A 22,048-nucleotide genomic window follows, 5' to 3' on the forward strand; every position below is an offset into this window, starting at 1 on the left:
TCCACGTCTTTTTAAACAAACGTTTGATTAACCATAGGGATTACTGGTATTATGCTGTTCGTATATGTAAACAAATATTTAGATAATAGTTAGGAGTTAAAGAGGTTGAAGAAGTGACTTGTTTAGCAGTTCTATGGGGGAGCAGGTCGAGGGGCAGAGCACACCTTCTCTTGAATGATAAAAACGAGGGGGGAACCACGGTTTTTCTCTCATCAACTACTCACTAGGAGGGAATCCAAATTGAAATCATACATTGTCAAAATCGATTTAGAAGAGTCGGATCCTTTGATATGGAGAAGAGTCATCATGCCAGCGGGAGCGACATATAGAAGGCTTCACGACGTCATCCAGACCGTCACAAATTTCCGAAGTGGTTATCCTCGGGAAGGTTATCACCTCTATGAATTCGACTTGACGAAAGACGAAAAGATTGTCACGGACCATGAAGAAGCCTATCTTGATCATCAGCACTATAAAAAAAACAAGGCGGCGTATGAGGAACGGCTTAAATCGGTTCCGCCTGAAATGTTGGAATTTGAAAAGAATGTTTTGGAAAGACTGAAGGTCGAAGTGCGGAAACCCACTGGATTAAAGATCGATGATTATCTGGAGAAGTATGGAAAAATCCGGTATGCCTATGATTTCGGTGATGGTTGGCAGTTTACCATTAAGCTTGAGCAGATTGTCGACGATTACTACTTCGGCTATCCAACCCTTCTGAATGGAGAAGAGACATCTCCCCCCGAAGATGTAGGGGGGATCCATGGTTTTTATGAATTTCTTAAAGCATACCGTGATGAGAAGCATCCGGAGCATAAGGAAATAAAGGCATGGGCCAAATCAGTATACTTCAGGGAATATGATCCTGAGTGGACCAATTACATACTCAAAGGACTTAACTATAAGAAGACACAGTGGGATAAGATTAATCATGAAAATTATATGATTATTGAGGATAAGTATCGAAAGAGTTAGGGAGCAAGGAGACGGTTCTCTTGCTTCCTTTTTTTGGGGTGGAAGCAGAAGAACCGTCCCCCTGCTTCTTATTTAAACGACGCATACCCCTCATCCGCCATTACAACGCTACCGTTAATCGCATCTGCTTCCTCCAATGAAAGAAGGTAAACCGCATTGGCCAGTTGCTCAGGCTGGGTCAATTTATTCCCCATTACTTTCGCCTTCATGGAATCAATGATGCCGTGGTCTTTATAGCCTTGGATGATCGGGGTGTCCACGACTCCTGGTGCGATGCCGACGACTCGGATGCCGTATGGAGCCAGTTCCAGTGCCGCTGATTTGGTCATCATGTTTACGGCTCCTTTTGTCGCGTGGTAGGCAAATGTGTTCGGTGACGCGAGTACCCCGAATACGGAGGTGGTGTTGATGATGACGCCTTTGATGTTCAGTTCTTTCATCTTTTTAGCCGCTGCGATGATGCCGTATGCGACGCCGTGCTGGTTGATATTGATGATCCTGTGGTAGGCATCCATGTCCATATCGAGTACAGGTGTAGGTGACCCGATTCCGGCATTGTTGAACATGATGTCGATTCTTCCGTATTCTTCGACGGTTTTTTCCACTAAGCTGGTTACGTCTTCATGGTTGGACACGTCCGTTTTGATGAAGATGGCTTCGCCGCCTGCGGAACGAACCATCTCGACCGTTTCATTACCCAATTCTTCATTGGAGTCCGCAACAACAACCTGGTCGTCTTTTTTAGCAAACTTCAGAGAAGTTTCCCTTCCAATCCCGCTTGCTCCGCCTGTAATGACAGCTACTCTCTTCGTCATGTGTATTTCCTCCTTGTTTTTATGTCTTAATTTATTTTAACATTCACATAAATTTATTATAATTTAATAAAACTAACATTTAGTTAAGTATTACTTAAGGAGGGACGGGCCTTGAATATTGAACAGTTGGAGCATGTAGCAGAGGTGGCAAGGGCAGGGGCACTGACGAAGGCGGCGGATCATTTGCATGTGAGCGCGTCTGCCGTGAGTCAATCCATCAGCAAGCTGGAACAGGAGTTGGGAGTGCAGATTTTTACCCGTAATCGTCAGGGGACAGCGTTGACGGCTGATGGGAAGAATATTATGAAGAAAGTGGACAATGTTCTTGCTGCCATTGGAGAACTGAAGGAAGAAACGAACCGGTGCTCGGATACGCTGACAGGGGAACTGAAAATCGGTATGATCCCAGGTCCCATCAACCTTCTGCTCGAAATGGTATCGGCGTTTAAAACCGATTACCCGAACGTGAAGGTGGAAATACATGAAATGGGACCGGTGAAAATTGTCGAGGGCGTTGAGAATAACGAACTGGATATCGGTCTGATTTTGACCTCTGAGACGTTTGCAGTTCAACATCACGAACTGATGGCAGAGGAGCTCCTGGAGGGGAAGATGGTGGCGGGCGTTCACGAACATTCCCCGTTGGCCGCATTCGACCAACTCTCACCTCAGCAGCTCGTTGGAGAGACCTTCGTTCTGTACAACGATGATTATATTAAACAATTTGCCCACGATACCTTATCGCCATTTGGCCCCATCGATATTCTTTTTACCACAAATAATACGGAGGCGATTAAGAGGGCGGTCCAAAGTGGGGTGGCCGTGACCCTTGGGATGGATTATTCATTCCGGCCCCGTACTCCCTATTCGAATCAACCGATTATCCCGGTGGAGATTGAAGGGGCGGGGAGTGAACTGCTTCATCTTGCATGGATCAGGAGGAAGGACCGGGTTCCTTCGCGGAGGGTGGAGGAGTTTGTGAAGAGGGTGAGGAGGGAATTGTAGGGGGAATCGTCACTATGCTTCTTTTAAAGACATTTTAACGACGGGTGGTTAACGATATGTTTAAAGATAGATCCATTGTAAAGGATTGAACGGAATCTTTATAAGGAGTTGATTCTACTGAAAACCATCGCATACGATAGCCATCACATGACTATCTGTTTTGCCGCTCTGGAGTTACGAAGATTGTACAGGAATAGTGGAATAGAGTTAGAGGTTCGGAGAATGGACGCAGACGATGATAAGCACCCGGGAACCATTTATTTGATGCTTGAGGAGCAATATCAATCGTCCCCTTATTCTCAAACCCCGTTATCTTTAAAGAATGATGGATTTGCGGTTCTTGATAAGGGGGAGGAAATTTGGATCATAGGCAAGGAAGAACGATCGGTTTTATACGGCGTGTATCATGTATGTGAGAAGAAATTTGGATATTCGTGGGTTCACTTTGGTGAGAAAAAGGAGAATCGTCAAGAGAAAGATGCCTCATGCATTCTACACCCCCTCTTCCCCCGACGCGGCAATATCATCGAAACCATCGATGACCCGATTTACATAAACCAACTGATCGATTGGGGAGCGAAGAATGGATTGAATGAATACTTCTTCACCTTCTTTCTTTGGGATAAGGTGAAGAAATATATTGAAGGGGAGCTCCTGAAGCGGAGTATGAATGTGACCCTTGGGGGACACAGCTTATCCTTCCTATTAAATGAAAATAAAAATCAGGCGACCCACTTTTTAAAGGATTCCGTCAGTCAAGAGACCGTCATGGAGCGGATCTATGAGATATGCTCAGAATCACCGGTTGTGACAAGGGTATCCCTCTGGCCGGAAGATGTCGGGATTCATCAGGATGATTATGCTGATTTCATGCCCGGGTACATCCGGTTTACGGAAAAATTGAAGTCTGCATTAAAAGACCTGAATGTCGAGGTTGAACATATCGTCTATAACGCCGGACTGGAGTGGAATATGCTTGAACGGAGTGAAGGGACGGAGGTCTCACCGGATGTGGATGTCTTATATGCCTATTGGGGCAGGGATTACTCGAACTCCATTCATTCAGAAAGAGAAGAACAGAGCCGGGCGACGGACAGCTTGCTGGATTGGAAGAAGGAAACAGTGAAAAAAGGTAGATCCTTTACCGTGCTTGAGTATTACAGTGATCATTTCATGTTAAGTGAACTATTCCCGCCGCTTTTCAACAGGATAAGACAGGACGTGGAAGATTACAAGAAGCAGGGCGTGGATGGACTCCTGAATTTAATCGTACCGTGTCATATCAAACGGTATGATTCAGGCATCACATCGGGCTATCCTTGGAAATGGATTCAGCAGATCAATAATCATATGTACGCTGGATTGACCTGGGGGAAGGATTATGAGGATCTGGTAAACTCTTATTTTTCAATCTTTGGAGAAAAGAAAAGCCTATATCGCTCCATTATGATCGATCTAGAGAGAATCCTGTCTGCCCACACGTTCTGGAATGTCCCCTTATTCCCGGCCCGTGTTGTAGATCCTGAAAAGGTCAATGGAGTAGAGGGAAGGGAGAAGGTCATAACCTACGTGGACGGAGTGCTGGATTTCCTGGAAAAACGGACACCGACGGTTAGTAAGGAATTATTTGCCCTTCTAACCAAAGACAATTTTGCCTCCTTTTCGCCTGAGGAGATGCTTCAGTTTTACTTTCATTATGTAAAGGAATCTGTCAGGAAGTGTAAGCGTGAGTGGCAGGAGCAGGGGGTAGACGTACATGGACTATCGTAATCTTTATTATTACAAGTCTCGGAAGAGTGAAAAAAGGGATGAAAGAATCACAAAGCATCTCATTGTGTACGGCGCGACTCCTGCAGGCATCTCCTGTGCGATTCAGGCGAAAAAGATGGGCCTGACCGTGGCGATTGCTGAATTCGGCCGTCATATGGGCGGGATGACGGCAAGTGGTCTGGGTGCGACGGACTTCGGAGCGAAAGAGGCGATTGGAGGCTTGTCCAGAGAGTTTTATAGGAGAATCGGAGAGTACTATGGAAAAGATGAACAGTGGACGTTCGAGCCTAAAGCTGCGAGTTCGGTGTTTACTGACTGGCTGAACGAATATGAGATCCCTGTCTATCTGAACCAGCACCCGGAAAAAGTCGTGATGCAGGATAGGAAGATTAAGAGAATCATCATGGAAAACGGGACGGTGTTTGAAGGCAGCTATTTCGTTGATGCAAGCTACGAAGGGGATATCATGGCGAGGGCGGATGTGGCCTATGCCGTTGGCCGGGAAGGCAACGCCACATACAATGAAACCTATAATGGCGTACGGTTTGGCGAACCCCATCATAAGTTTGAAGTTCGTGTGGATCCGTATGTCGTAGAGGGGGATCCCGGAAGTGGACTGCTTCCAGGGGTGACGGAACCGGAAGAAGGATCTCTTGATGATGGAGAGGGAGATCACCGGATTCAAGCGTATAACTTTCGGATCTGTTTAACGAAAAATCCCGATCATCGTATTCCCTTTCCAAAACCTCCGTTGTATGATCCGGAAAGGTATGCCCTGCTGCTGAGATATATTCAAGCAGGGGTGTGGGATGCGATGAAGCTCCACATCATGCTACCGAATGCTAAATCTGATCTGAATAATCATGGAGCGGTGTCCACCGATTATATCGGAATGAATCATGAATGGCCGGATGCAGGTTATGAAACGAGGGAAAGGATTTTTCAAGAGCATGTCACCTATGATCTCGGCATGCTATATTTTTTAAGTCATGATGAGCGGGTCCCTGAATCCATCCGGAAGGAACTGGGTGAATGGGGCCTTCCTGAGGATGAATTCCCGGAAACAGGTCACTGGCCGCCGCAGTTGTATATTCGTGAGGCAAGAAGGATGGTGTCAGACTATGTCATGACGGATCGGAACTGCCTTGGGCAAACAAAGGTGGAAGATTCCATCGGCTTGGCGTCGTATCAAATGGATTCCCATCACTGCAGACGGGTCGTGATCGATGGAAGGTGCGTGAATGAAGGGGATGTGGAAATCCCGATTTCACCGTATCCCATTTCGTACCGGGCCGTCTTGCCAAAAGCGGATGAATGTACGAATTTGCTTGTACCGGTTTGTTTGTCCAGTTCCCATATTGCGTATGGTTCCATCCGGATGGAACCTGTGTTCATGATCATCGGACAATCGGTGGGGGCTGCTGTGTCCCTTGCCTTTCATGAGGATGCAACTGTTCAGGGTGTCGATTATCATAAGTTGAAGGAAGAGCTGCTGAACGAGGGACAAGTATTGGAATGGGATGCTACCATGGAATATGATCCTGTGAAACGGATGAAGGAAACGTTCGGAAAAAAATAACCCGGAATCGGTGCACATACGCACCATCCGGGTTATTTTTTGTAGTCTTACAGCTCAATCGTTTTTAAAGCCAATTTGACCTTCAAGTCATTTGTTACATCTGAATCCTTGGCCTTTTCAAACTGTTCCAGTGCTTTCTGAAGATGCTTCTTTGCTTGATCGGTATGTCCTTTGTCACGATGATGAATCGCTTGTGTAAGGGAATTGACAAGCTGTTTTTCCACTGAATGCTTGATCTGTCCATCTGCTGCTTCCTTTTGAATCAGGTCTCTTGCAGATTCCAACGTATACTCCAGCACATCGATTTTCATCAATCGACTTCCGGAAGTATAGTAGATGTCCCCGTCATCCCCAATTGTGGCTAGTTCCGTTACGGCAAGGGTTTCATAATCGAAGGACGCTGGATCGATCGCTGTCAGCTTACCTGCTAACGTGGTATACATCACCCCGTTTTCATCCCAGCGGATATGGATCGGACGCCATCTTCCGTAGTCTTTTACCCCTTCATAAATGGTTTTGCTCTTCACGATTTCAAGAGATTCAGGGTCCATGGCAAAAATCGTTCCGTCTGCTGCAGACCATAATAAGCCATCCGGTCCGACACTCATCCCGCTGATCATGTTCGGGTGGTAATCAAGTCCTGGGATATCCGGAACAAATTCCGTTATCTTCTCATTCTTTTCTAAATCCCAGACGAATAGTTTGGCTGCTTCTTCTGTCGGATCGATGCCGAGACCCCCGGCAACCGTAGTGGATCCGTATAGTTTTCCATTTTGCTCCGCAAGTCCGACAATCGACTGATTATGAATGACGTTTTCAAACACTTTCGTGTCTTCAATATCGGCAGGATCCAGGATGGTGAGAGATCCGCCTAATTTTCCGTAGTCAGGTATCGTGCCGATGTAGAGTTTATCATTCACTGCTTCCATCTTGAACGGTCTGTCCTGATGGGGGATATCATAGATTTGTTTCGGTGCGACTGTGTCCTTGGTTGTATCCAGGTCAAATATAGTTGCACCGGTGTAGACACCGAAATACATATGATCTCCCATGGCGACCATGCCTTCAGCCTGTCCGAGCGTGAACATTTCAGATGATTCTTCCGTCGTGTTGTATACGGCTCCTTTTCCACCTGGATATCCACTCATATACATATTGCCGTCCGGTCCTTTTTCAAGGGTTTGGATCGGAATGGGATTACCCGCCACGGGGTACTGGATCGTTTTCACTTTTTTTGTTTCCAGGTTCATGAATGTGACTTGTCCGGCGAATTGGACGGTCACCAATGAATAGCCGGGGAAATCAGGGTCCCCTTCAAGCTCAACCCATGAGGTATTCCGGATGAAGGTTCCGAACCGGACACCGGTATCCGTTGCCTGAAGTGTTTCGTAATCAATCTCCATGATCCGGCCGCCTTGTTGGAAGTAGGCTTTGTTACTGCCCGGGAGACCTTGGATGAGGCGCAGACCTTTATTATTTTCGTAGTAGGTGTCTTCCCATGAGTTTGTCGTCGTGTCATAGAATAACAGGGAGTTATCTCCGCCACCTACCCCGGCTACAATATAGTCACCGAACGCGTCCAGCTGCCAGACGCTTGTCCCTTCTATGACGTGATCCGGAAGGGAAATCTTCTCATACTCCCCTGTTTCCACATTCAATTTGACGAGATAGTTATCAACGCCGACACCGAGATACAGATACCCGTCGTGATAGGCCGTCGACCGGGTGTAACTTTCATTCGGAGCCACGTTCCCGAAATCCGTCATTTCACCAGTGGCAGGATCATACATGCCTGCTTTCGCGTTCGGATAAGATCCGAAATAGACGCGTCCTTCTTCATCATACGATAATCCGTACACGACACTTTCTCCTATGCCACCAAGATTCTTCACTTCTTGTGTTTCGGGGGAGTACTCATATAAATACCCGTTCCCACCAATGTAGACATTTCCATTCGGTACCGTGATATGAGTCCAAACGGCCCCCGTGCCTTCAAGAGAATACGTCCTCAGCACTTCCTCGGTTTCCAGATCCACTACCTGGAAAATGGCAGGATGCCCGGAAGCCGTCGTATACATGACATCATGACCATCTTCCTTCCCATAGGCAGAGTCATATACAGCAACGCTTTGAATGGGATCCCCGAGATTTACCGGCTCCCCAAACGAAGGAGTGGTATCGGCTGTTGCCGCTCCTGCCGGCGTAAACATCGCTCCCATCATCATGACAAAAATCAATGAAACAAAACCTGACACTTTCATGTTCTTTTTCATTCACCCATCTCCTCTGTTGATTCAATTCATACCCGTGACGATTCCCCGCCTCCTTCATTCATTACTTCATAGTACATATAAGTAAGCGCTTTCTATTTTTGCCACTAAGAAAGCTTCGACTGTTGTTATTCCTATTTTTATCGATTTAGAACCATGGAAACAAGTCTTTAAATCGTCGTAATGTTAGATGGGGCAGAAGACCTACAGGTTCATTCTTCAAAAAAAAACCGCCATATAGGCGGAAGTCGTCGTCATAATGATTCTCGATGCTGTTCAAACACGTTTTTTTTCTTTTTCTCGATTTTTTCAAATGCCTTTAAACTGATCCACATCACCATCATGGAAAGCACGCTCCCGGTAAAGAAAGGAGTAATGCCGGGCAGAAGATTTACAGCCCCATATAACAGACCGGAGGCAAGAAGGATCTGAACAGTTTCTAAAGGAGAAGTTAAGGCAATCAGTAAGGTTTGCTTGAAGGTCCTGAGGAACGACAAATCAAAATGCACATAAACCGGGAAGAAAAACAGCAGGGTGATGACATAAGCGATCAGGATCAGCACGAGTACCGGCACGAGGAAGGTAAGCTTCCCGCTATTCAGTCCGATAAAGGTGAAATCATAATACAACACATATCCGATCACGATAAAAATAAGGCCAAATCCATTACTCTTTAAAAATTCCTTCTTATATGTATGCCAAAATGTATGGAAAATGGGAAGTGGCTCCTCGTGCTTCAACCATTTCCGTCCAATGGTGAACATAGAGACCGTTGCAGGAAAGAAACCAAACACGACAAGCCCCAAAAAAGTGAAAAAAATCCAAAGAATATTCATATAAGCAAGCTTCAACATCACAAACACAATCGAATTAAATCTTTCCCAGCCGCCCATCATTCTCACCCCTTTCAAAGATTTCATCCGTCATATAAACCAAACGATACTATTTTCCCCATTTCCTATTAAAGACAATTAAGAGACTTGTCTCTTAATCAAAAACGTTTTAGACTTGTGTAAAGGTTATGAATATTTTAACAATTATTCAGCAGTAATCAAATGATTTTTTATTCTGCAGCAAGCAATAGAGAATTTGAAAGCGCTTTACAAAGTGGTGATGCAGAATCTCAAGGAGGTGGGAAACGGATCGCGTTTGGGGTTGAGCAATTTATAAAAATAATAAAAATGAAGAGGGGATCATTCATGAAGAAGAAATTATCGTTTCTCTTAATACTGGTCATGGGGCTCATCTTATTAGCCGCTTGTAGTTCGAAAGATGAAAAAGCAGGCGGGAAAGCAGGGGATGGGGAAGTCTCAGGTGAAATCACGGTTTGGGTCCATCCTTTCACAGGGGATGCGGATAAAGAGAAAAAGATGTGGGATGAGATCGTTGCCTCCTACGAAGATAAGTTTGATGTAAAAGTGAAAATTGAAACCATCCCTTGGGCAAACCGAGATCAAAAAGTGTTGACGGCATTAGCCGCCAATAACGGTCCGGATGTCTTCTACGCGATCCCGGACCAAATGCCTCAATATGCAAACGAAGGAATGCTACTCGAGCTTGATCCATATTTAAAGGATAACGATATGAATGATTTCGTTGACACGGCACTTCTTTCGACAAAATGGAAGGACAAAACATACGGCCTTCCGATCCTTCAGGAAGCTTACACTCTTTTCTACAATAAAGAAGTCATCAAAGCAATCGGTGGAGATCCCGAAAAGCTGCCAGCGACATGGGATGAGTTCTCTGACTGGGCTAAAAAGGCCAAGGATAAAGGCTTTTACGCACTGAGCTATCAGGGTGGAGGTTCCATGAACGGGACTCTCTATCCATTCCTATGGCAGGCAGGCGGAGAGGTCATCACTCAGGATGATGAAGTGAAAATTAATAATGAAGCCGGTGTCGAGGCATTCACTTTCATCAATGATATGTACAAAAAAGGTTGGATTCCGGAAGATTCCGTGACGGCCATGGAACATGATGCCCTCTGGAACGGTGGAAAGATGTTAGCCGTTCAGGGATCGGGAATCTCTTTAACCAATCTTCAAAAGAGCGGCATGGATTTCGTCATTGCCCCGCCTCTTAAGAATAAAGAACAGGCAACTTACGGTACGACGGGAATGTTCGTGGTTCCGTCTAACAGTGACAATCCGGATGCTGCGGCAGAATTCATCAAAGTTGTGACCAATGCAGAAAACCAACGTAAGTTCAACACCGTGACACAGTATATCCCGACACGTGAATCGGCAAAGGATATCTTTGATGATCAGAAATATTTAAGTCAGCTTGCTGAGTACACACAATATGCTCAACCAGGGGTCATCCATCCGATCGGACGTGCGATCATGCCGGGAATTCAGGCTGAAGTGCAAACGATGATGGCGGGGGAGAAATCGCCGAAAGAAGCAGCCGATGCTGCAGCGGAAGCGATCAAAGCGGAACTTGCTAAACAATAGGTGTACGGGACAGGGAGTATTGATCTCTTTAGAGATTGGTGCTCTCTGTTTCCTAACTTACATAAGAAGAAGGTGATGAAGCTGATAAGTACAGAAACGGTTAAACGTGAGCTGAGCGTAAAAAACAAAAAAATGCCTTTGAAGTCACGGATGAAGCGTGAATGGGACCGGAACGCCATCGTCTATATTTTTCTCATACCGACGTTGATTCATTTCTTGATTTTTCAAATATTCCCGTTTGCCTTCAGTTTTGTTCTGACATTTTTGGATTGGAAGATCATCGGGGATCCTGAATTTGTAGGAATGAAGAATTGGATGCGGTTTTTAGAAGATAAACTTGCGTGGAAAGCGATTTGGAATACGGTTCTATTCTCTGTGTACTATATCGTTCCAACGATGGCCCTTGGATTGATTCTTGCCTTGATCATCAATTCGGGTGTATGGATGAAGGGGATTTTTAAAGGGATTTTCTTTTTGCCTGTGGTGACCTCATTTGTCATCATAGCAGGGATTTGGGGATGGCTGTTCAGGGGAACGGAATCAGGGATGGTGAACTATCTCTTGAGCTTTATCGGCATAGATACGCAGTTGTTCTTGTCGGATTCCAGTCAGGCACTGATTGTCCTGGCAGGATTAAGTATCTTCAAAGTGGCCGGGAGTACGATGATTTATTACTTCGCCGGTTTGCAATCGATCGATAAACAGCTGTATGAATCGGCGAAAATCGACGGGGCGACACCGTTCCGGATGTTCTGGTCGGTCACGTTTCCTTTACTTAAGCCGATTCATTTTTACGTCGCCATCATCACGACGATCGGTTCGTTCCAGATCTTTGACTCCACCTTCCTGCTTACAGGCGGCGGTCCGAACTATGCGACCACTACGATTGTATTCTATTTGTATCAGCAAGGTTTCGGAGGGCTGAATTTAAGCTATGCAGCGGTTCTTTCCTACGTATTGTTCTTTATCATCCTTGTCATTTCGCTCATCCAGCGAAAGTATATGGGGCAGGATACGAAGTATTATTGATCGTAGGAGGAAAGGAGTGTGGAAAATGGGAAAACTCATTAAATATATCGCTTTAGCCATCTTGGCTTTCTGTTTCCTTTTGCCGTTTGTCATCATGGCATTAGGTTCTTTCAAAGATATGCAGTATGCCCTGTTGGATCCGTTGTTCTGGATACCCGATGAACCGACTTTGAGTAATTATACGTATTTGATCGGAAACGGGCTTTTCCTAAGGTGGATCTTCAACTCGGTCGTGATTACGATTGTACCGGTGTTCAGCCAAATGTTCTTTTGCGCGATCCTCGGGTACATTTTTGCCAAGAAGAAGTTCCCGGGCCGGGAAATCATCTTCTGGGTGTTCATGGCCGTCATCATGATCCCCCAGCAGTTGCTCATCATTCCGAAATATATCATGTTTGCGGACTTCGGGTGGATCAATACGTATTGGGCCCTGATCGTTCCTGAACTGTGGGGGATCATGGGTGTGTTCCTGGTGAGGCAGTTCCTGCAAAGTATTCCGAATGACCTGGAGGAAGCGGCGCGGATTGACGGGGCCAACGATATTAAAGTGTTCTTCAAAGTGATCCTGCCTTTATCGATTCCGGTTGTAGCGACCGTCGGTACGTTTTCCTTCATCTCTAACTGGAATGACTTGTTTCAGCCATTGATTTATATGACACGGGAAGAAATGTTTCCGGTGACGGTCGGTTTGGCTTCGATCCTTGGGAAGGAAGGGAACTTTGGAATCGAAATGGCCGGTTCGACCCTGTCCTTTATTCCGACATTCCTCATCTTCTTGTTCTTCCAACGTTATTTCACCGAAGGCATTCAGATGTCCGGGATTAAATAGGGATGGAGTGCTGAGAATGGGAGATTTGGGAATTGGAATGGTTGGGCTCGACACGTCTCATGCGGTCGCTTTCACTCGTTTATTAAATGACCCTCTCGATCCCCACCCAGTCCGGGGCGGGAAAGTGGTGAAGGCGTTTCCCGGGGGCTCTCCTCACCTTGAACTTAGTGCTTCAAGGATTGAGAAGTTCACGGAAGCTGTCAGGGGATATGGCGTGGAAATCGTCGATTCATTGGAGAAGGCAGTCGAAGGGACGGATGCCATATTGCTGGAATCCGTTGATGGGGGCATTCATCTTGAGCAATTACGGAAACTGGTCGTGTATCAGAAACCGATTTTCATTGATAAACCATTCAGTTTAAAGACGAATGACGCTGTGGAGATGGTTCGATTAGCGGAGCGTCACCACACACCGATCATGAGCACATCGGCTCTCCGGTTTGCAGAACCTTTAATAAAAGTGGCGGGAAGGAGGGACCTTGGAGAGATCATCGGTGCCGATTGTTTTGGCCCCATGGAGCTTCAAGAATCACAGCCGGGATTTTTCTGGTATGGCATTCACTCCATCGAGATGCTTTTTACCCTGCTCGGAGAAGGATCAGAAAGTGTCGTGGTCTTCTCGAATGATACACATGTCAGCATCAACGCCCGCTGGAAAGACGGAAGGTTTGGGACGGTGAGGGGGAATCGTGCAGGGAATCATCAATTCGGAGCTCTTGTTCATTTTGAAAAGGGGACGGAGTATGTGGGGATACAGGCTGACAGCAAGCCTTATTATGTGAGTTTAATAGAACAGATCATGGATTTCTTTCAAGATGGGGTATCAAGGGTACCCTCAAACGAAACGCTGGAAATCATCCGTTTCATTGAAGCGGCGAATGAAAGCAGGGAGACAGCGAGACCGGTTTCCGTACAGTCTGGTAAATAAAAATAGAATTCAGGAAGCCTGAATTCTATTGTACCTTTTCATCCATCGTAAAGCTCAACCGGTAAATGCGCCGCGGTCGGCCTTTATGCGTCAATTTCTCCTCACCGACGATATCGACGAGCTCGGCATCCATCCATTTCAGAAGGATCCGGTGGGCGCTCCTGACGGTGATGTTCAGGGTGGATGCCAGTTCCTGAGCGGTATAATCCACGATTCCATACCGTTCAACCCGGGCCATCAGCTTGGTCATATAGGAAGCGGACATCCCGGCCTTTTCAGCCCGGTCCAATAAATCGGCATCGGTTATAGCCAGATCGTACCGCTCGTACTGTGTGTTGGTCGTAATATCAACGGGGCCGAGGACGCTCCTGTTTTCTCTCACGATATAACAGACATCTCCACCTGAATCTTTCGCCTGTCTTAATGCGAGCCGTGCGTGGCTGCCTGCTTCGGCAGCCGTCATCCCGAAACCGACCCCGATGCTTAAGGTGATCCCCATTGCGTTATTCGTCTCTTGTAGGAGGGGAATGAACTTATAGCCCCGGGTTTCCCTTTCGAAGATACCGCGGGTGGTGATGAAAGAGTATTCTTCCCCGCCAAGATTGATTAGATGGCCATCCAGTTGTTTTATGTAATCAAGGAGCATTTGTTGGATGTTCAGTTTCAATAATTGGACATCGTGCTCAGAATGATACTTTTCCGTCACTTTTTTGAAATCGTCGACATTGATTAACCCGAATACGATCTGAGATTCCTTGTTCCTTCGGGTTTCCGTTGCAAGAAGGGCACGTTCGAGGGATACGATCATATCCTGCTGGGTTGGTGTGACCCATTCGCACGGGATCTTCATGCTTGTTAGAAGTGTATAGACTTCCTGGATTCCTGTAAGGGCGATGGCGCCTTTCATTTCATGGTTTTCAACATGGAAAGAGACGATGTCACTGATCAAAGGTGTTTTGGAATGATTTCGGAACACCATTAATTCATAATCTTCTTCCACGAGTTCCACCAGGGTCTTTTCCACGTATTTCTTTTCGATCGTATCAATGGAAAGACATTTCAGCCCGTGGTTGTTTTTGATCAGGAACAGGGATCTGTATAAGCCGGTTCCCATAAGAGGTATGGGATGGGCGGGGATGGAAAAGTCCAGAAACTGCTTCGCGAGATTGTATACGTGATATTCCGTAAACATGAGAACATCCACATCATACATTAATTCTTTGACCACTTCGGCAATGACACTCCCGGGTTTGATTATTCCAAAAAACGGCTTGAAGTTCGGAAATGACTTTAAGGTCAATTTGATTTGATCGACAAGGGCTTCAGGGCCAATGATCCCGATGTTGATTTCAGAGTTGTCATGAATCGGTTTCGTACTTCTCAATAAACTCATCCCCTAAAAGATACTTTTAAATAGACATGTCTTTTTATCATTATCATACTGATAATTATCTGAATTGTCAAAATCAATGATGTTCATTGTTTTGAAGCTCAACCTTTAAAGACTCATTAAAGACTTGTCTTTTAATAATGAGATTCATAAGATGTTGATAAGTAATTTTCTGAAAGTTCAATCTAACAATTTAGGAGAGTGGTTTGATGAAAACGATCAACGAATTAGAGGACTTTTTGACAGAACCATCCCAGGCACTGGTGAATGATCTGACAAAAGTCGATGGCGATATCATGATCCTCGGTGTGGGCGGCAAGATGGGACCGACATTGGCGAAGCTTGCGAAACGGGCCATTGATGAGGCAGGTTTGAATAAAAAGGTGTACGGGGTTTCAAGGTTTTCCACTCCCGATTTACGAAATGAACTAAATGCAAGCGGGATTCATACGATCTCTGTTGATTTATTGAAGGATGAAGATTTACAGACGCTTCCGGATGTGAAAAACATCATTTATATGGCAGGGAATAAATTCGGAACTACAGGAAATGAGCATTTCACATGGGCGATGAACGCTTATCTCCCTGGGAGGCTCGCGGAGAAGTTTCCGGATTCGAGGATTGTCGCTTTCTCTACAGGAAATGTCTATCCTTTGACCGAAGTCGTGAGCAGCCATTGTTCTGAAACGAATCCCGTCAATCCGATCGGGGAATATGCTCAGTCGTGTCTTGGAAGGGAGCGTGTCCTGACGTACTTCTCTCATAAGAATCATACGCCTATGCTGATATTCAGATTGAACTATGCCATTGATCTTCGTTATGGTGTCCTCCTGGAAGTGGCGAGGCAGGTATACAATGATCAACCCGTCGATCTCACGATGGGGAATGTGAACGTGATCTGGCAGGGGGATGCCAATGAATATGCGATTCGATCCTTGCTTCTCACCGACTCCCCGCCGAAAATCCTGAATGTGACGGGGCCGGAAACCATTTCCGTCCGCTGGCTCGCGAAAGAATTTGCGAAGCGGTTCAATAAGCCTGTGTCTTTCGTGAATGTGGAGCAATCCACGGCGTTGTTAAATGATGCATCCCAGGCTCATAAACTGTTTGGATATCCGAAGGTCACCATGCAGCAAATGATCGATTGGACGGCTGATTGGGTGGAGCGGGACGGAGTGACCTACAATAAACCGACGCATTTTCAACAGCGTGAAGGAGCGTTTTAAATGTTACCATCACCGGTCAAAAAAGCCTTACATGAAGGGGCATTCATCCCTGCCCATCCACTGGCCTTGTCCAGGGATAAAAAGTTGGATGAAGAGAGTCAGCGTGCGCTCACCAGGTATTATATCGATTCAGGTGTAGGAGGACTTGCAGTCGGCGTACATACGACACAGTTTGAAATCCGGGATCCCCGATTCGGTTTATATGAGAAAGTCCTGAAACTTGCCATGGAAGAGGTCAGGAATGCGGGTGTGCCTGATTCTTTTATCAAAGTGGCGGGGATATGCGGTCCCTTGGAACAAGCGGTTAAAGAAGCGCAGTTCAGTAAGGACGTTGGCTATGATTTAGGTCTCTTGAGCATGGGAGGGCTCGGATCCCTTTCAGAGGAAGAGTTATTGGAGAGAACGAGGAAGGTGGCGGAGATCATTCCCGTGTTCGGGTTCTATCTGCAGCCTGCCGTGGGGGGAAGAGTGCTCTCCTTCGATTTCTGGGGAGCCTTTGCAGAGCTTCCCAATGTGTATGCGGTCAAGCTCGCCCCCTTCGACCGGTACCTGACATCCGAAGTCGTCCGGGCCGTCTGCCATTCAAAGAGAAGGGATGAAATCGCCCTTTATACGGGGAATGACGATAATATCGTCAATGACCTCCTGACGACCTATAAGTTCAAGGTCGGTGATACGGAGAGGCAGAAGAAAATTGTAGGGGGCCTGTTGGGTCACTGGTCTGTCTGGACGAAACGGGCAGTGGAATTATTTAAAGAAATCAAGCAATGGCAGCTTCACGATACCATTCCCCAAAGGATGTTGACTCTGGCTCAGGAGGTCACCGATGCCAATGGTGCCTTCTTTGATGCCAGAAATCAGTTTAGGGGAAGCATCGCAGGCATCAATCAGGTTCTGGCAAGGCAGGGTCTGATGAAAGGCCGCTGGTGCTTACTGGATAAGGAGGAGCTGAGCCCGCATCAAATGGAAGAAATCGACCGGGTGTATGCAGCGTATCCTCATTTGCATGACGATGACTTTGTAAAAGAGAATCTTACCAAATGGCTGGGGCAGTAGATAAATGAGACAGAGGGAGTAGGCATACGATGAGAAAAATTATCGCACATAACAAACGGGTGGAAGTGGTGAAGGACGAAACGCCGGCAGTGAAGCCTCATTTCCTGCTGGTTAAAACGCTGTACTCCACTATTTCACCAGGGACGGAATTAACAATTATTGAAAACAGTACAGACCAACCCATCACATTGGGCTACAGCGCCATGGGAGTGGTGGAGGAAGTGGGAAGCGGCGTCACAGGTGTGCAAATAGGGGACCCGGTTGCGGTTTACGGCGCCCCTTATGTACAGCATGCTGAGTATTTGCTAGTTCCGAAGACATTATTCGCAAAGGTCCCTCAGAACGTGGATGCGAAAGAAGCGGCACTTGCCGGGATTGGCGCGATTGCCATTCATGCCCTTCGGATAGCCGATCTGCAGTTTGGTGAAACGGCTGTGATCGTCGGTCTGGGCCTCCTCGGTCAGATGATTGCCCAGATCGCCAATGCCGCCTCCTATCGTGTCATTGCGTACGATCTCCATGAAGAGCGGTCGACTATGGTGAAGGAACAAGCGAATATACGATCATTTTCTTCTATGGAAGAGATGGAGCAGGCCATCGTGGAAAGTACAAACGGGAATGGAGCGGATGCGGTCCTGTTATGCGCAGGCGGGAAACGATCACCCTTGACCGGACAGAGTCTCAAGTGGATACGAAACAAAGGAAAGGTCGTCATTGTCGGTGATATCGAACCGGACTTTCCACGCAACTTGATGTTCAGTAAAGAGGCGCAATTGTTGATTTCCCGGGCGGGGGGTCCAGGCCGATATGACAAAGTATACGAGGCCGAAGCGGTCGATTATCCTTATGGATTTGTTCGCTGGACGGAAGGCAGGAACATAGAGGAATATATTCGCCTGGTCAGTGAGAAACGGATCGATGTCAGCTCCTTCATTAAAGAAGAAGTGAACTTCAGTGACGTAACAGAAGCTTTTGAAGCCTTGATGAATAAGAAATCCACAACCTTAACAAACGTGATTGATTTCTCAAAGTAAGGGGTTGATCGAATGAAAGATCACATAAAGATCGGCTTGGTAGGACTGGGATCGATTGCTGAATCCACTCACATTGTCCATGTACATGCATCTTTACACGCTGTCTTGGCTGCTGTGGTGGATGTGGACGAGAAACGGGCGAAGACCATTGCAGAAAAATATGGCGTGAAGGACTATTTTCAAACGGTAGAAGAGATGCTTGAAAAGGTTGAACTGGATGCGATCATGATCTGCACGCCGAATCAAACCCATATCCCCATTGCCATGAAGTGTGCAGAAAAAGGGATCCATGTGTTCATCGAGAAGCCGATCGGGACGGACCTGGAAGAAGTGAAGACGTACTTACAGCTTGCCAATGAGCGTCAAGCGATGACGATGGTCGGAATGACCCACCGCTTTCGCCGGGATGTTCAAATTTTGAAAGCCTATGCGGAGAAGGGTGATTTCGGTCATCTTTATTTTGTGAAAGCGAAGCTGTTCAGGCGAAGGGGGACCCCTAAGGGATGGTTCACGGATCAATCCTTATCAGGGGGAGGAGCCATGATGGATATCGGTGTCCATGTCCTGGATCTGGCCTGGTGGCTGATGGGAAGTCCACAGGTGGAGAGCATATCCGGAAAGACCGTCTCTGGTTTAGGGAATTATGATACGAAATATACATCGAGCTGGGAATCGAGCAATAGGCAATTGAATAAGAAAAATGTATTTGATGTGGAGGACTTTGGGTCAGCGTGGATCCGTTTTAAGAACGGTGTCGTCCTGTCACTGGACATTGCCTGGGCGGTGAACGGTGAAGAAGACGACGGGATCAAGATTGAACTGCTTGGGGACAAGGGTGGAGCCACTTTGTCACCATTCACTATTTTTACCGAAATGGATGGATTACTGAGCAAGCAGCACCCGATATACGAAGACCATTCACCCTTCAAGGATGAAATCGACCATTTCATCGAGTGTGTAAGAACGGGTTCGAAGCCGTTGATCGATGGGGAAGACGGCTATGAAGTGTTGAAGCTATTAAAGGGAATCTATGATTCTTCAGAACAGGATCAGGAAATGCATTTCAAATAAGTTTCGAAAGGGAGAGAGTGCGATGCTAAAAGTAGGCGTAGTGGGAACGGGATCGATTTCCCAGTTTCATATCAAGCCATACCTTGCAAATGAAGAGGTGGAGCTTGTGGCGTTATGTGACCTCAATGGGGAACGATTGACCGAAAAAGGCCGTTTATATGGAGTCAGCCAATTGTACACTGACTACCGGGAAATGCTGAAAAACACTGAAATCGATGCAATCAGCATCTGTACATGGAACAATTCCCATGCGGAAATTGCCATCGCGGCGCTGGAAAGCGGCAAGCATGTCCTCGTCGAAAAGCCTTTATGCATGACCGTAGACGAAGCGTTGTCGGTAGAAGCCGCCGCTGGGAAATCAGGAAAGATCCTGCAAGTTGGATTCGTACGGAGGCATGGGAATAATGCAGGCTTACTCAAACGTTTCATTGATGATGGTGACCTTGGTGAGATCTATTATGCGAAAGCGTCCTGCTTACGGAGACTTGGTAATCCCGGGGGATGGTTCAGTGATCAGACCAAATCAGGAGGCGGTCCCCTGATCGACTTAGGTGTTCATATGATCGATATATGCTGGTACTTCATGGGTAAGCCGCGGCCCGTGTCTGTAAGCGGCAACTCTTACTCAAAGCTTGGGAACCGGAGTCATATTCAAAACCTATCATTTTATCAGGCTGCCGATTATGATCCGACCCTCAATGATGTGGAGGACTTGACCAATGCCCTCATCCGTTTCGAAAACGGGGCTTCACTTATGGTTGATGTGAGTTTCACCCTTCAGGCAAAGAAAGATGAGCTGTACGTGAAGCTGTTTGGCGACAAAGGAGGCGCAGAAATTGAACCGGAATTATCCATCGTAGGGGAGAAACATAACACGATCCTTAATATGACGCCCCAGATCGATAGCCTGACATTCGATTTCGAAAAAGCTTTTTATAACGAAATCAATCATTTTGTCTCCTGCTGTATCGAAGGGAAGGAATCCATCGCACCAGTCACAGACGGGGTCCAGGTGATGAAGATGCTTAATGCGGTGTATGAATCGGCCAAAACCGGTAAGGAAGTGGTCTTGTAAATGAAAGCGGACTTGTTGATAGCAGGCGGCGGTCTCGGTGGCTGCGCAGCTGCCATGGCGGCTTGTTCAAAGGGAATCAAGGTCATCCTGACAGAAGAAACGGATTGGATCGGGGGTCAGGTTACGTCTCAAGGAGTCCCGCCGGATGAACATCGTTGGATCGAGGAGTTCGGATGTACGAAGAGGTACCGGGACTACCGTGAGAAAGTGAGAGAAGTCTATCTGAACACGATGCAGGTGAAGAAGTACGGGGAGATGTTGAATCCAGGGAATGGTCTCGTCAGTAACATCTGTCATGATCCCCGTGTCACCCTCCATGTTTTACATGACATGCTTTTACCTTATGTACTGACTGGACAGTTGGTGATCTTGCGCAATACAAGGGTCAATGGTGTTCAAAAAGAAGGCAGTCGTGTGCAGAAGATCACTTTGGTGAATGAAAAGACAGGAGTCCATGAAGAGATTGAAGCCTCGTTTTATATCGATGCGACGGAAGCGGGAGACTTACTGCCTCTTGCGAACGTGGACTATGTGACAGGTGCAGAAGCCCAATCGGAGACGGGTGAACCCCATGCCTTGGAGACAGCGGACCCTTCTGATATCCAGGCTTTCACTTATGTACTCGGGATGGAATACCGGGAAGGGGAAGACCATACGATTCCCGAACCTGATATGTACTCCTTTTGGCGGGACTTTCACCCTGATATCTGGCCGGATAAATTATTGAGCTTCTATGCTCCGCATCCGATCACAAAGGAAAAACGGACGTATACACTTTTCAGGGAAGAGGATGGGTTCCCATTATGGGAGTACCGGAGGATCTTTGATCGGAGTCAATTTGATTCCCGTTACGAGGCAGGCGATGTCACGCTCATGAACTGGCCGCAGAATGATTACTTCTTAGGGAATATCTATGATGTATCTGACGAAGAGAAAGAAAAGAATCTGTATCAGGGAAAGCAGCTCAGCCTTTCTCTCCTCTACTGGCTCCAAAGGGAAGCCCCGCGGCCTGATGGAGGAAGGGGCTATCCGGGATTGATGCTGAGAAAGGACCTTTTCGAGACAGACGATGGACTGGCGAAATCCGCTTATATAAGGGAATCACGACGGATTAAAGCCGAGTATACGATTGTGGAGCAGGATGTATCCCCGGATTTCAATGAAGGGAAAACAGGAAAGCGATATGAGGATAGAGTAGGAGTCGGGTCGTACAGCATCGATCTCCATCCGAGCATGGCAGGGAAGACGTATCTCGATATTAAAGCACTGCCATTTTATATCCCGCTGGGTGCCCTCCTTCCTAAGGATGCAGATAACCTCCTCGCAGGTTGTAAAAATATCGGAACGACTCATATTACGAATGGCTGCTATCGGCTGCACCCCGTCGAATGGAATATCGGTGAGGCGTGTGGAGCGCTTGTTGCTTATTGTATGGAACATCATACTCAGCCAAAAACAGTCCGGGAAGATAAACGATTATTGAAGCACTTCCAGCAGGTCTTAGAGGAGGATGGATTTGAACTGGAGTGGCCATTTTAGC

18 protein-coding genes are annotated in these 22,048 nt (G+C 46.7%); 14 read left to right on the forward strand and 4 right to left on the reverse strand.

What is annotated here, in order from left to right; translation table 11 throughout:
- The first annotated feature begins 240 nt into the window (after positions 1-240).
- Complete coding sequence (locus tag ACSQ2E_RS01980) at positions 241-975, forward strand: plasmid pRiA4b ORF-3 family protein (RefSeq protein ID WP_435989124.1); 735 nt, start codon at positions 241-243, stop codon at positions 973-975.
- Positions 976-1,043: 68 nt separating this feature from the next.
- Here ACSQ2E_RS01980 and ACSQ2E_RS01985 read toward each other — a convergent pair whose 3' ends face one another.
- On the reverse strand, positions 1,044-1,790 hold the full coding sequence (locus ACSQ2E_RS01985) for an SDR family NAD(P)-dependent oxidoreductase (protein ID WP_435989125.1): 747 nt from the start codon (positions 1,788-1,790) through the stop codon (positions 1,044-1,046).
- A gap of 111 nt (positions 1,791-1,901) precedes the next feature.
- Between ACSQ2E_RS01985 and ACSQ2E_RS01990 the strand changes: the two genes are divergently transcribed.
- The 3 genes from ACSQ2E_RS01990 to ACSQ2E_RS02000 all read left to right on the forward strand — a co-directional run bounded on the left by ACSQ2E_RS01990 (position 1,902) and on the right by ACSQ2E_RS02000 (position 6,144).
- Complete coding sequence (locus tag ACSQ2E_RS01990) at positions 1,902-2,795, forward strand: LysR family transcriptional regulator (protein WP_435989126.1); 894 nt, start codon at positions 1,902-1,904, stop codon at positions 2,793-2,795.
- A 108-nt stretch (positions 2,796-2,903) separates the two neighbouring features.
- Positions 2,904-4,565, forward strand: a complete 1,662-nt coding sequence (locus ACSQ2E_RS01995; protein ID WP_435989127.1) for an alpha-glucuronidase family glycosyl hydrolase — start codon at positions 2,904-2,906, stop codon at positions 4,563-4,565.
- Entirely contained in the window at positions 4,552-6,144 is a 1,593-nt protein-coding gene (locus tag ACSQ2E_RS02000; RefSeq protein ID WP_435989128.1) for an FAD-dependent oxidoreductase, read from the forward strand. The genes ACSQ2E_RS01995 and ACSQ2E_RS02000 overlap by 14 nt, the downstream gene beginning before the upstream one ends.
- A 47-nt stretch (positions 6,145-6,191) precedes the next feature.
- Here the strand turns inward: ACSQ2E_RS02000 and ACSQ2E_RS02005 are convergent, their stop codons facing one another.
- Complete coding sequence (locus ACSQ2E_RS02005; protein ID WP_435989129.1) at positions 6,192-8,417, reverse strand: FIMAH domain-containing protein; 2,226 nt, start codon at positions 8,415-8,417, stop codon at positions 6,192-6,194.
- Between the two features lie 251 nt (positions 8,418-8,668).
- Positions 8,669-9,334: a YesL family protein gene (locus ACSQ2E_RS02010; RefSeq protein WP_435989130.1), complete on the reverse strand. Its 666-nt coding sequence runs from the start codon at positions 9,332-9,334 to the stop codon at positions 8,669-8,671.
- A 279-nt stretch (positions 9,335-9,613) separates the two neighbouring features.
- Here ACSQ2E_RS02010 and ACSQ2E_RS02015 point away from each other — a divergent pair, with 279 nt between their 5' ends.
- From ACSQ2E_RS02015 to ACSQ2E_RS02030, 4 genes are all read left to right on the forward strand, one after another.
- Positions 9,614-10,870 (forward strand): sugar ABC transporter substrate-binding protein, encoded by a 1,257-nt coding sequence (locus ACSQ2E_RS02015; RefSeq protein WP_435989131.1) that lies wholly within the window; start codon positions 9,614-9,616, stop codon positions 10,868-10,870.
- Positions 10,871-11,002: 132 nt separating this feature from the next.
- Positions 11,003-11,899, forward strand: a complete 897-nt coding sequence (locus tag ACSQ2E_RS02020) for a carbohydrate ABC transporter permease (protein WP_435994364.1) — start codon at positions 11,003-11,005, stop codon at positions 11,897-11,899.
- 25 nt (positions 11,900-11,924) lie between these two features.
- Complete coding sequence (locus tag ACSQ2E_RS02025; RefSeq protein WP_435989132.1) at positions 11,925-12,728, forward strand: carbohydrate ABC transporter permease; 804 nt, start codon at positions 11,925-11,927, stop codon at positions 12,726-12,728.
- 16 nt (positions 12,729-12,744) lie between these two features.
- Positions 12,745-13,656 carry a Gfo/Idh/MocA family protein gene (locus tag ACSQ2E_RS02030; RefSeq protein WP_435989133.1) on the forward strand — a complete coding sequence of 304 codons (912 nt, stop codon included), beginning with the start codon at positions 12,745-12,747 and terminating at the stop codon, positions 13,654-13,656.
- A gap of 25 nt (positions 13,657-13,681) precedes the next feature.
- Here the strand turns inward: ACSQ2E_RS02030 and ACSQ2E_RS02035 are convergent, their stop codons facing one another.
- Positions 13,682-15,040, reverse strand: coding sequence for a hypothetical protein (locus tag ACSQ2E_RS02035; protein WP_435989134.1), 1,359 nt, complete (start codon positions 15,038-15,040; stop codon positions 13,682-13,684).
- Positions 15,041-15,255: 215 nt separating this feature from the next.
- On the opposite strand from ACSQ2E_RS02035, the gene ACSQ2E_RS02040 reads away from it, so the two are divergent.
- From ACSQ2E_RS02040 to ACSQ2E_RS02065, 6 genes are read left to right on the forward strand one after another with little or no spacing between them, the layout of a single operon-like run.
- The gene (locus tag ACSQ2E_RS02040; protein WP_435989135.1) at positions 15,256-16,272 is read left to right on the forward strand and encodes an NAD-dependent epimerase/dehydratase family protein; all 1,017 of its coding nucleotides are present in this window, start codon (positions 15,256-15,258) and stop codon (positions 16,270-16,272) included.
- On the forward strand, positions 16,273-17,328 hold the full coding sequence (locus tag ACSQ2E_RS02045) for a dihydrodipicolinate synthase family protein (RefSeq protein ID WP_435989136.1): 1,056 nt from the start codon (positions 16,273-16,275) through the stop codon (positions 17,326-17,328).
- 29 nt (positions 17,329-17,357) lie between these two features.
- A complete protein-coding gene (locus ACSQ2E_RS02050; protein ID WP_435989137.1) occupies positions 17,358-18,362 on the forward strand; it encodes a zinc-dependent alcohol dehydrogenase in 1,005 nt (334 codons plus the stop codon).
- Positions 18,363-18,374: 12 nt separating this feature from the next.
- Positions 18,375-19,433 (forward strand): Gfo/Idh/MocA family protein, encoded by a 1,059-nt coding sequence (locus ACSQ2E_RS02055; RefSeq protein WP_435989138.1) that lies wholly within the window; start codon positions 18,375-18,377, stop codon positions 19,431-19,433.
- Between the two features lie 22 nt (positions 19,434-19,455).
- On the forward strand, positions 19,456-20,508 hold the full coding sequence (locus ACSQ2E_RS02060) for a Gfo/Idh/MocA family protein (RefSeq protein WP_435989139.1): 1,053 nt from the start codon (positions 19,456-19,458) through the stop codon (positions 20,506-20,508).
- Positions 20,509-22,047, forward strand: coding sequence for an FAD-dependent oxidoreductase (locus ACSQ2E_RS02065; RefSeq protein ID WP_435989140.1), 1,539 nt, complete (start codon positions 20,509-20,511; stop codon positions 22,045-22,047).
- Position 22,048 lies beyond the last annotated feature (1 nt).

It is taken from the genome of Rossellomorea sp. LjRoot5, assembly GCF_964253455.1.
Taxonomy (GTDB): domain Bacteria; phylum Bacillota; class Bacilli; order Bacillales; family Bacillaceae_B; genus Rossellomorea.